The organism is Erwinia papayae, from assembly GCF_058241465.1.
Genome location: NZ_JBZCHT010000010.1, coordinates 33,404 through 44,647, shown reverse-complemented (window position 1 = coordinate 44,647; position 11,244 = coordinate 33,404). Strand labels below are relative to the sequence as shown.

The 11,244-nt window shown below is 50.6% G+C and carries 13 protein-coding genes; 2 read left to right on the top strand and 11 right to left on the bottom strand.

What is annotated here, in order from left to right; all coding sequences use genetic code 11:
• Window positions 1–187: 187 nt before the first annotated feature.
• The gene (locus AC3RPL_RS15730) at window positions 188–1,285 is read left to right on the top strand and encodes a tyrosine-type recombinase/integrase (protein WP_490738814.1); all 1,098 of its coding nucleotides are present in this window, start codon (window positions 188–190) and stop codon (window positions 1,283–1,285) included.
• A gap of 6 nt (window positions 1,286–1,291) precedes the next feature.
• Here AC3RPL_RS15730 and AC3RPL_RS15725 read toward each other — a convergent pair whose 3' ends face one another.
• The 6 genes from AC3RPL_RS15725 to AC3RPL_RS15700 form a co-directional block, all read right to left on the bottom strand.
• Window positions 1,292–1,735 (bottom strand): tail fiber assembly protein, encoded by a 444-nt coding sequence (locus AC3RPL_RS15725; RefSeq protein WP_490738815.1) that lies wholly within the window; start codon window positions 1,733–1,735, stop codon window positions 1,292–1,294.
• 1 nt (window position 1,736) lies between these two features.
• Entirely contained in the window at window positions 1,737–2,579 is an 843-nt protein-coding gene (locus AC3RPL_RS15720) for a hypothetical protein (RefSeq protein ID WP_490740775.1), read from the bottom strand.
• 62 nt (window positions 2,580–2,641) lie between these two features.
• The gene (locus AC3RPL_RS15715) at window positions 2,642–2,923 is read right to left on the bottom strand and encodes a TonB family protein (RefSeq protein WP_490740774.1); all 282 of its coding nucleotides are present in this window, start codon (window positions 2,921–2,923) and stop codon (window positions 2,642–2,644) included.
• Window positions 2,924–3,012: 89 nt separating this feature from the next.
• A complete protein-coding gene (locus AC3RPL_RS15710) occupies window positions 3,013–3,690 on the bottom strand; it encodes a hypothetical protein (protein ID WP_490740773.1) in 678 nt (225 codons plus the stop codon).
• Window positions 3,687–3,998: a hypothetical protein gene (locus AC3RPL_RS15705; RefSeq protein ID WP_490740772.1), complete on the bottom strand. Its 312-nt coding sequence runs from the start codon at window positions 3,996–3,998 to the stop codon at window positions 3,687–3,689. The genes AC3RPL_RS15710 and AC3RPL_RS15705 overlap by 4 nt, the downstream gene beginning before the upstream one ends.
• A complete protein-coding gene (locus tag AC3RPL_RS15700; protein ID WP_490740771.1) occupies window positions 3,998–7,222 on the bottom strand; it encodes a TipJ family phage tail tip protein in 3,225 nt (1,074 codons plus the stop codon). Before AC3RPL_RS15700 ends, AC3RPL_RS15705 begins: the two co-directional genes overlap by 1 nt.
• A gap of 172 nt (window positions 7,223–7,394) precedes the next feature.
• Between AC3RPL_RS15700 and AC3RPL_RS15695 the strand changes: the two genes are divergently transcribed.
• The gene (locus tag AC3RPL_RS15695) at window positions 7,395–8,027 is read left to right on the top strand and encodes a hypothetical protein (RefSeq protein WP_490740770.1); all 633 of its coding nucleotides are present in this window, start codon (window positions 7,395–7,397) and stop codon (window positions 8,025–8,027) included.
• A 108-nt stretch (window positions 8,028–8,135) separates the two neighbouring features.
• Here the strand turns inward: AC3RPL_RS15695 and AC3RPL_RS15690 are convergent, their stop codons facing one another.
• Genes AC3RPL_RS15690 through AC3RPL_RS15670 form a run of 5 tightly spaced genes read right to left on the bottom strand, consistent with a single transcriptional unit; the run spans window position 8,136 to window position 11,242 of the window.
• Entirely contained in the window at window positions 8,136–8,753 is a 618-nt protein-coding gene (locus tag AC3RPL_RS15690) for a tail assembly protein (RefSeq protein WP_490740769.1), read from the bottom strand.
• The gene (locus AC3RPL_RS15685) at window positions 8,746–9,465 is read right to left on the bottom strand and encodes a C40 family peptidase (protein ID WP_490738926.1); all 720 of its coding nucleotides are present in this window, start codon (window positions 9,463–9,465) and stop codon (window positions 8,746–8,748) included. Before AC3RPL_RS15685 ends, AC3RPL_RS15690 begins: the two co-directional genes overlap by 8 nt.
• Window positions 9,458–10,099: a hypothetical protein gene (locus AC3RPL_RS15680; protein ID WP_490740768.1), complete on the bottom strand. Its 642-nt coding sequence runs from the start codon at window positions 10,097–10,099 to the stop codon at window positions 9,458–9,460. Before AC3RPL_RS15680 ends, AC3RPL_RS15685 begins: the two co-directional genes overlap by 8 nt.
• A gap of 9 nt (window positions 10,100–10,108) precedes the next feature.
• Window positions 10,109–10,846: a phage minor tail protein L gene (locus tag AC3RPL_RS15675; RefSeq protein WP_490740767.1), complete on the bottom strand. Its 738-nt coding sequence runs from the start codon at window positions 10,844–10,846 to the stop codon at window positions 10,109–10,111.
• A 54-nt stretch (window positions 10,847–10,900) separates the two neighbouring features.
• On the bottom strand, window positions 10,901–11,242 hold the full coding sequence (locus AC3RPL_RS15670) for a phage tail protein (protein WP_490740766.1): 342 nt from the start codon (window positions 11,240–11,242) through the stop codon (window positions 10,901–10,903).
• Window positions 11,243–11,244 lie beyond the last annotated feature (2 nt).

Below are 11,244 nucleotides of genomic sequence, written 5' to 3'. Positions count from 1 at the left end.
ATCGGGGCGACGCTGAAGCGGTGAGGGCCGTATTTTGGCGCTAAGCCGCTATTTACACTGGATTGGTGGGGATTACGATACTCTTTATTTTCGTGCATTTTTTATCTTTATGTCGTATTTTTTCTTTATCAGCACCCCCAGCAGCACCCCTTATTTATGGGGTGCTGAATGAAGGTAAAGGAAAATCATGGCCTACTATAGCATAGAAAAACGGCAACGCGCCGATGGTACTTTACGCTACCGCTGTACGGTGGGAGTTAAAGAAGGTGGGAAATACATCTGGAGGGAAAACCGGACATTCAGTAAACAGGCACATGCAAAAACGTGGGGTGCTGGCAGGGTTGCTGAACTGGAAACAAATGGGGTGCCGACTGCCAATGACATAAATAAAATGACTGTTGGTGACCTGTTAAAACGCTACATCAATGATCCCAATCTGGGTGGCAAAGCCGGACGCACAAAACGCTATGTACTGGATATGTTGCTGGACTGTGACATATCCGAAATGCCCCTTGCAGACCTGTCAACAAGCCACGTTATTGAGCACTGTCGCCAGCGTAACGGTGCTGGTGCCGGCCCTTCCACCATAAACCACGATGTGAGTTATCTGTCTTCCGTTCTTGCGTCCGCTAAACCTGTCTGGGGTATCGAATACACAACTAATCCTGCAACCGATGCAAGACCGCTACTGCTCCAGATGGGGCTGATCGGCAAATCCAGACGCCGCAGCCGCCGCCCGGTTAGCAACGAATTAGACAGATTGCTTGCAGGGCTGGAGGCCAGAAGCGATCACGTCGCGGCAAAAATACCCTTCGTTGATATTCTTAACTTTTCAATCCTGAGCTGTATGAGGGTAGGCGAAGTATGCAAAATTCGCTGGGATGATGTGGAAGAAAAACAAAAGGCGGTGCTGGTCAGAGACAGAAAAGATCCACGCAAAAAGTCTGGCAACCATATGCTGGTTCCGCTGCTCGGAGAAGCCTGGAATATCGTGCAGCGACAACCCAGAAACAGCGAATTGATTTTTCCCTATAATTCCCGCTCTGTCACCGCTGGTTTTCAGCGCGTCAGAAAAGCGCTGGGTATAGAAGACTTGCGATATCATGACCTGCGCCGCGAAGGAGCCAGCCGACTTTTCGAAGCAGGGTTCAGCATAGAAGAAGTGGCCCAGGTAACCGGTCATAGATCGCTTAACGTACTGTGGCAGGTTTACACAGAGCTGTATCCGAAGTCACTTCATGAAAAATTCAACATCCTGAGCACAAATGGAATTAAACAGACTTGAAGTCGTTTATGATCCTTCCTCAATCGGCGCTGTTGGTAATTCCTTCGTTCCATCCCCCGCAGCAATGTAAGCACGTAGCGCTTTGCGGTAAGTCGTCCAGGTTGCTTTTTCGGCTTTCACATATTCTTCAGTGTTCGTGTCGTTGTAATCGTCATCATCAATGCGTTGTTGCAGTGCTGTGATGTGCTCAGACGCGGAATCGTACTCTGTCTGAGCCTTCTGTAAATTTTCAATCGCGGGATCAGGCTCTGGGTTTTTCTCAAGGTGCGGGCCTGTCTCATCAAACAAGCCATAGTAGCCATCAGGGGGATTGAAGAAGGCTGTGTAATCTTCATCGCTGATGGGTTTTAGGTCGTCAGGCAGCGATCCCGCTTCAACGTATGGCTTCTGCCCTTCCTCATCTGCCGGATAAAATCCCAGAGTTTTTAAGCTGTACATATTTTTCGACATGTCAGAATCCTATTGCGATGTAGTTGATGCGCACTGTGCTGTTTGTCTGCCTGTTAGTCCCGTTAAAAACGGCATAATCAAATCCCGTTATTCGGTTGCTGTTATAGTTGATTACCATAATGCTGATGCCTGATTGATAGGCTATAACGGGAATACAGGCAATGCAGACGTTTGCGAATGTGTTCGGGTAATTGACAGTACCTTCACCTGACGCATTTGTTGTGGTAACAACAGAATCAACGACCACACGCATGTTCCTGTCGGTAAAAGGCAGTGTGAAACTGTTGTAGGTACTGATCATTCCGGCGTTAGTCAGAAATGCCTGGGCGCTTTTTTGTCCCGTGCCGCCCTGCGCTACAGACAACGCTGTAGTCAGACCGGATAGAGATGTGATGTCGCTGTTAGCGCCGCTGGCCGCTTTGCCGTTGATGCCATTGTTGATTGTTTGCTGCATTGCAGGCCAGCTGGGGCCGGTCACATTCGTGTTATCCGGCAAATTAACGGTTATGTTGCCTGATGCAGTGTAGAACTGCTGCCAGTTGGCCTTATCCAGAATCATTCCCCGCGTCATCCGGGCAACGTCATCCAGCACTTTTTGAGTGATGGCAACCTGAAGCGTAGCGGGAACAGCGTACCAGGCTACGCCGCTGGCATCCGGGCCGGTGTACGCCGTGCCAATGGTGAGAGATGTATCTGACGCGATTGCGGAAACCACCAGAGTATAAGGAGCGCCACCGATGATAACGCCGATGAAATCACCGGTTTTCAGATCAGTGGTAAACGCTGTTCCGGTTCCGTTAACCGCTGCTGAATTATTAGTTACTGCGAGTGTGCCTGCTGACATGCATTTCTCCGGGCAATAAAAAACCCGGCACGGTGGCCGGGTTGCAATAAGTTCTCAGTATTTCACCGTTTAAATTCGACGGTCGTCTCTCTGTTTATTTCAGGTCTGTTAATTTCGAAATGCATTTCTTTAACAGCCTCAATAGCGCTTCTTTCGAAAAAGCCTTCAGGCTCAGACTTTATAATTTTAAAGTTCTCTGCCCTGCCGTATTTATTAACGTCATAGCGTACAGTAACTGCTCCAGACTTATTCAAGCCCCAGGCTTTTTGAGGATATGAGGCAGCATGAGAAAAACCCGTCACAAACATTATGCAGATAAAAGCTGAAATGATAATAGTTTTCATTACAACCACCATTTAATGTAATTAGTTCTATTATCGGCCAGATATAAAAATATCTTTATTCAATAATTCGATCATAACGATCTTTTTATTTAATCGTACAAATTACAGTCTATGTAAGGTGGGGCATAACCGCTGCCTTTTGTCGAGCTTACAGCTATGGAAGCAGAACTTCGCCCCATCTGATTGGATTTAATGATGGTGTTGGTGCCATCATAGTAACAGCCGGTAGAGCGCGTAATGATTTGAGTGACCATATTGCCGCCGATTGTTTGAGAGTAAACAACGGCACCGCACCGCGCCGGAATAATGGCTTTCTTACCCGCCACAGTCTCATTCAGGTAATCTGCCGTACCTGCACTGCCAGTCGGGTTGACGATATTGATCCCCCTAAGCACCCGCGTTTCATTGGTCAGAATGCATTTACCGGTACTGTCATTTATCTGAATACCCCATGAGGGCACAGTTTGCACTACTGCGCCAAAAACATAGATGGTCCCGCTCACCGTTCCGCTACTGAATGCCCCGACTACCAGACCATGTGTTCCTGATACGGCCTGCTGATAGGCCCAGCCATCAGACTGGTCGAACCTGACAAAGTACAGGTAAGGTGTTCCGGTTGACGCATCAAGAGATATTCTCTGACCGTTGCCTGAATTCACCGTTGCATCGACTGAGAATGTTTGTTTGCGGACCAGCGCTATCGGTATCGTGTCCTGAATATAAAACGGCGTTCCATCCTCCCGCGTCAACATCGCACCAAAACTCATGCTGCATACCCCAATATATACATCGCGTTGAGTGGAAACCGATCAGTACCGGAGACATTATTAGCCGCAGGCTCGACAATAACATTGCTACCTGAGACATAAATCCGTCTCCGGTTATCGCCAGTTCCGTCCGTGGAACTGTCAGGCATAACCAGAAAATGAAGGGTATACCCAGCCGGAACGGTAAAACCGTAATTTGCATTCAGGGTGTTTTCATCAATGCGATAGTAGCCAAGAATATTAACCACCAGCAATCCGGTATTATTATAATTACCGCCTGAGTCCCAAGTACCAAATCCAAATGCCATCAGCTGAGTTTCCCCATTCGCACACGCAATACGCCGTTTGCATCGTAAACACTTATTGTCGTGTTGGTCATTGTCATTCGCCCGGTGCTGTCAGAGCCATTATTTTCAAAGTTGCCCGCCTTGTCCCAGCGCCAGCCCACGGAACCGGCAACATAGTTATTGGACTGGATATAACTCCCGATCATCGCATTTGTGATCCAGCCATCCCCGATAAAGCCCTGGCTGATAAATACCTGTCCGTCCTTTACGGTGAACGGAGAATAAATATTGCCGCCCGTCCCGCTGACGATAACAAACTGGTTAGCGTTGATCGCCACGCGGGTATCGACTGACGAACCGTTGATAGTGACCGCCACTGACAGACCGGCATCGTAGTTCGTGCCTGCGTATTTAATCCCCGCTTTCAGGGTATAAATCGCTGAGCCGCCAGAGGCGTCAGCATAGGCGGTCATTTTCTGCTGTATTGCCGCCTCGTTTGCCGATACGGCGGCATTGGTGGCAGTAAAACTTGCGGTGACATCCGTCTCCAGCTGTGCGACAGAACTTTCTGCATCAGCGGCCACCTTTTGCGCCTGGATAATCCCCGCCCGATTCTCTCCGTACTGCGACCATGTCTGTGTAACGCTGTCATAGTTTGCCATCACGTTTTGCAGAATGGATTCCGGGTTGGTTTCCAGCGTGGCCACCAGCGCTTTACCATCCTCTGCGGTGAGGAATTTTTCGGTAATATCGCCCAGCAGCGCGGTTGCATCGGCTGATGACATGCCCGCGACAAACGCCGTCCAGTCACCGGTATTGCCAATTTTGTCAACCAGCCGGGCGCGATACCAGCGGCGAACGCCAGCTGGCATCGGCCCGTGCTGATAGCTGACACCGGGGTAAGGCACATAGGCCAGAAACTGAGGGCTTTGACCGTCCGCCGTTGTCGCTACCTGAATTTCTGTGTACGCGGTATCACCGGAGCCGTCAGGGAATGCCCAGGTCAGGTCGATATTCCACACCACATTATCGGTGGCGCTCAGGCTGACCGGTGTTCCAGGCTTGCCAGCTTTGCCCGTCAGCGTTGTGGATTCCGCATAACCCCACGGCGATGACACCTCCGCCGCATTCTCAGCACGTACCCGAACGTCATAAACACCGGTATAAATTCCCTGAATGCTGAAACCCTGGGCGCTGGTCTGGCTGACGTTTATCCAGTCGCCGCTGTCCTTGCGCCACTGTGCCACATAGCGAATTGCTCCTTCCACCCTATCCCACGTAACCTGCATGGACGCGACTGACAGCCCCTGCTCAACAAAGCTGACCTCACTAATCACGATATTGGTCGGTGCTTTCAGAACGCTGACAGGCGTCACAGTGATCGGCGCTGCTTCAATCCGCACCCCGTCATCGATATAACGGTATTTGTTCGGATCGTGCTGCACTCCGGCCACGGTGAATGTGCCATCGTCGTTCTGGCTGATTGACGTCACACGGAAATACTGAATCGCCAGATTGTCACTGTCGATGGCCCATACCGCACCAGTTACCGGCGTCTGACTGAATGCGGTATTCACCGTCACCGTTTTTTTATCGTCGCTGATGCTGGCAATAGTGCGGGTTTGTGCGGTGCCGTCCGGCAGGTTCAGCACCAGGCGATCTCCTGCGGCATAGTCAACGGCACGGTCCAGCGTGATATTCAGGTTATTTACCGCGCTGATGCGCCCGCCGTTGGTTTTGCCAGCCCTGAACGGATCGGCAACACCAATGATTTCAGCAGGTAACGGGATATAACCATCAAGGCCCACGCCAAAGGATATCGTGCCGTCTTTTGCATTCGAAAGTATGGCCCAGCGCCCGCGCCGGTGTGCTTCACTCTGCGACGTACAGCCAATAGCGGTCAGGGATGTTTCGTTAACGCCGTAGCGGTTAACCAGTTCAGAATCGTAAACGCTCTCAATCGTGTCACTGTAATTGTTTTGCGGGTCGGACCAGCTGACCTGGCACGAGGTGTAACGGTTTTTGTAACTTCCCCCGGCATAAGTCGGAAATCCATCGATCATGTTGGATGAGTGATAAACGAAATCCACGGACACATTGCCGTTACTGTCCACCTGCGGAACATCGGCCTTCACATAAATCTGGTCGTTGCCCCAGAAAGTGATCCCCCTGAATACGGCGGCTAAATCTTTCAGTACGGTATACGCATCCTGCTGTGACTGAATATAAACGTTGCAGGTGAAGCGCGGTTCTGTTCCTCCAGCCCCGTCAGACACCATTTCATCGCAGTACTGCGCGATACTGTACAGCTCCCATTTATCAATCATCGTCGCATCGACGCGGTTGCCCATGCCGAAAATTTTATCCAGCACCATATCGTAAAAAATCCACGCCGGATTGTTCGTATAGGCCCACTTAAAATCCCCCTGCCAGGTGCCGCTGTAGGTGCGGGTGTTGGGGTCATAGGTGGTCGGTACGCGAATAATTTTCCCCTTGGGCTTACAGGTAATTTTCGGTGCGCTGCCGTTGAACTGGCTGGCGTCCACTTCGATGTACAGCAGTGCAGTAAGCGGGTAGCGTAATTTGCTGTCGATTACCTCAGCGTAAGAGAACACTTTGAAAGCGTTGACCAGCTTTGAGGATGTGGAATCGGCTGTAATGCGGCGCACACGAATGGCCCAGCCGGTTGTGGCCGTGGGTAAATCAATACGGTGATCACGCTGGTATTCCGATGTAGTTTTACCGTTAAAAGTCGCATCGACCACCGTCTGCCATGCGCCGCCGTCAGTTGAAAGGTCAATAGCGTATTGCGTCGATGTTCCGACCATATCCCCGTTATCTTTATAGAGGTACTGAACTGGCAAGCTTAACTTGATACGCACGGCATCCAGCGACAGGTTGGTATACTGCCGCGTCCAGGGCGCTGACTGCGTGACCGCCACACCTACAGAAATCTCGTTATCAACCTCCGGCATACCCTGGATATACGTCTGATCCTGGGTGCCTTTGCGGTAATCCCATACCACGCCGGTAAAATTGTAGGTTCCGTCATCATTCGCCAGCTGGGTATCGTTCAGGTAAATCTGCTGGGCAGTTAAATCGCCCTGAATTTCACCCTCAGAGATTGCCAGCAGCATTTTCAGTTTTGCCACCGACAGCAGATCGTCAGCCTGCTCAACCGGCGTATGCGCACTGCTACTGCCGCCTTTACTGCCGTGGATGGTCACACCGTCGAGAAGTCGCATATTGCACCCATAAAAAAGGCCGCAATGAGCGGCCAAGGTTAATTACTGATCGAATATCAGGATGTTACAGAAAGATACTTAAGGATATGTTGAGTATTCAGCCCGTCTGCGTTTGGGGCGCAGGCGCACACAATGATGAGGAATGGCTGATTACCTCTGGTAAGGTAAAGTTATGCTGGTAAACTTTGATCCACTACGTAATCTGGAAAATGATAGAAGAACACACCCATGGAACATAACCGCTTATACAGAACGCGGCGGGATGTATTACGATTTTATTTCAAACCCATCACTGATAAACCAGTCTCTTGAAGACTTTAAACCTCATGACGAACAGGAAGCTGTTCAGACATTTTATTCATTCCTGAAATGGATTAATGGAAATGGAAGCCACCTCGAAACCAACGATTGCGCACTCAGGGATTCCATAATTCCCAATAATGATAAACTATTTAAATTCTCTCATAAGATCGATGGGCGTCTAGAATTCTTTTTTCGCGAGCACAATCATAATTGTGATGTTAATCTCAGCACCTGGTTAATGAGAATGCTTTCTCTTTATTTGCAGGTAGAAAGGTCCGACTTCTTCGATGCTCTCATTGACATCCAGCTTGCGCCTACAGAGTTCATCTCGCTTCCGGTTCACGAGTGTGAAGGACACAGAATCAGAATCACCTTCAGTGCATATGGTCACGGAGATACTGACGTCTGGAAGTGCCTTAATACTGTATTCCATAGCCTCTGGGAAGCCACCAAAAGGCTGAATCACGCCATTGAAGAAGGGGATAGCCCCACTTTCCCGTAAGGTAAGTTGCTGAATAAAATATTCTAGGTTCAAATTTGACTCCGGGGGTGAACCAACCCCTTCTTCAACACCAAACTTTAATTCTTCCATTTTTTATCTCTCTGGTTATTACTGTTGATCGCTGGTAAAACTGCCCGCGCTGATAATGGCCCCGCCGATTTCACGCTGGCCGTAAAGTACCGGAACGGGATATCCCATTGCCACGGTGTTGACCGGGGAACCAAAGGCATAGTTCGGTTTATTGTCTGTGCTGGATGATGCGCCCACGTTGTAGCTGGACTGTGGCGTAAGCATCTGCACCACTCCCCCCAGCAGCATGGACAGGCCCAGACCGGTGAGCGCGGATGTTGCACTCAGCGTGGCGGCTGACATGGCAGCGCCCCATGCAGCGAGTGAGGCACCAGCAGTAAAAAATGCCGCGACCAGAGCCACTGCGCCGATCACTATCTGTAGCGTACCGCCTCGCTTTGCACCTTCAGCGATGGGCATCATCTGAAACTCTGTGGCAGAGCCGGACATTTCAAATTCAGCCAGGCCGATATTTTCTTTCCCGCTGAAGAACGCAAATCGCACACCATTTAGATGCGCATTCGACACGTAATGTTTGAAGCCCGGAACCTGTGAGCACATCGCCCGCAGCATTTCCCGCAGGTCGGCAACGTGAAAGCGGTGAACCTTACCGAATTTACGCGCCATTGCGCCCTTAAGCATCAGTGTTTTAAGCATCCATTAACTCCTTTCTGCGCACCACACGCACGGTGCGGTTTCGCCAGTAATCGCCATACGGAACGCGGGTAGAGAGGTTGCCGAAGTTATGGTGAAGAATGATATTGTCACCCAGGTAAATCGCCGCATGGTTTGTGACCGGTGCGCCGATCTGCATCATGATCATATCGCCCCCGCGCATCTCTGCCTGGCTGACCTCAATGAATCCTTCAGCCTGCCAGTTATCGTCGTAACGATTTTCCTGACCGTTCAGCCACCACTCGTAATCCACCGACCAGTTATTCAACGTTATGCCATGCGTCTGCCGATAGTAATCCATAATCAGCGTCCAGCAGTCGGCATGGCCCAGCACCCACTGACGCCCGGTAAAATCACGATCCCCACGCGGTGATATCGTGCAGAAATCGCCGTCAGGCCACGACATAATTCCCCACTCCACCCCGCTGTGGTCGCACTGAATGCGGTCCATTTCAGAGGGGATAAGCTGCGTCACATCCGGGTGGGAGTGGATAATCATTAATATTTCGCCCTGCGTTTCAGCAGAAAGATAATCCTCCGGAGCCAGAGTAAAATGCTCCGTGGGTTTCTCGCTGGTATTACGGCAGGGAATATAAATCTGACCACTGTTTGCCTGCACAACCACCCCGCAGGCTTCCTTGGGATAGTCGGCAGCCACATGCTCACGTATCGCCGCCAGCAGTTTTTCACGCACGATTACGCCCCCTTCGCCTCACTGGAATGGACAATGCTTCTGTAATGCTCATCCCTTTTTTAAGCCGATTGAACAAAGTGGACTCTGCCATAGAATTTCGCTGGCATATTTCAGAAAAAGTTAACGTCTCCCCATTAATTTTAAATAATCGATTGCAACGGCGATTACGCTGCTGAATAACAGGAGTTGCCCAACGACAATTCTCAGGCTTGTAATTTCCATTGACCTCAATCCTGTCCAGACTGGTCCCTTCCGGACGGATACCAACGTCATTTTCAAAATTCACGAACTCATGCCATCGCCGACACACTGTTATCCCGCGCCCGCCGTATTTTGGATAATCCTTGTCAGTAAGCCGGTAACAGCGGGACATCATGCCTCTCCAGACACTATAAAGATTCCCCCAGCATGCCGGTTTGCCATCAGATGATTTATGCCTGGTTTGAATGTCTCTTTTCAGGCAGCCGCATGACTTAGTGTCACCCCGCATGAGGCAGGTTTTCCTGACAATCACCTCCCGTCCACAATCACACAGACATAAAAAATGGGCACCACATCGGTGCCCATCTTCATCTTTTGTTGCAAGCCTTATGGCATGCAACCGACCAAAAGTGACGCCATCAACTTTATCCATCTAATAATCCTACTTATTTTGGAGGTTAGCCGCTGGATAGCCGCCAAAAGGCAGAGGCTGATCGTCGCCAAACCGTGCCTTACAGTCGGCCAGCCTGCCGCCGCAGATGTCTTTTGACGGATCGGATGTTGCTGAGCCGTCTTTGGCAAAATACTTTGTGCCGTTGTAATCACAGCCGGTGCCGGTGCGATACCAGCCGCGCATACACCAGGTACAGACCGGCGTTATCTGCCGGGATGGCAGTTGCAACCCCTGAATATCAAACGGGGAGCACAGCTCAAAATCCACCTGTACCCGCGTCTCCGCCGTTTTTGCGTTGACGTAAAAAAGCTGCACCCTTTCTTCCTGCGGGTTGGCGTTTGGATTGCCCGCCGTCCAGTTTGCCGCGTCGAGATATTTCGCCAGTGTGGTATGAATTTTTACCTTCGCTTTCACCATGTCGTCATATTGCAGGCACAGCGCGGTAACGTAGTTACCCACGTTACCGACCGACAGCTTTGGTGTTGGCTGTGATCCGGTGCTGGTCATTTCCACGCCAGTGAGTTCGTAGGGGTGCGGATCGTATTCATTGCCCTGCCAGATTATTGAGGGCAGGTTTTCTGCGGCAAACGAGGCCCAGCCGTCAGTAGGCAGGTTGTAGGCGTGGAAGCGGAGCACGGTGTCCAGACCAAAATCCGTCCCGTCAATCTCTATCAGCTGCACCAGCTGGCCCGGCTCCAGCGCCTGAATGTCCTGGTTAAAGCTCATGGTTCACCCATAAAAAAAGGACGCCGGAGCGTCCTGTTATCTGTTCGTGACATGTCACGGCGCAAATGCCTGTTCAAAGGTAAAAGTGATTTCCACAAAGTTTCCGTTAACGAACTTTGGATTGATGGAATCCGACTTTACCCGGTACAACTTTTTCTCCCCCCAGGGGTTGGTCCACCAGCAGGAGGTGATGACGTGAGCCTTCAGAAAGGCCCGCACCTTTGCCATTTCAGTTAGCCTCCCATTAACCGCAAGCGTCCATGATTCATCCGCATCGTTGATACCCTTGCTGGCGACCTGTTTATAGCCATCGCCAAACTGCGCCTGAATCGTTGATACCGTCAGCTGTTCGCTGGCTTCCGTTCTGGCACACCAGGTAAATGTGTCAATTGCCATAG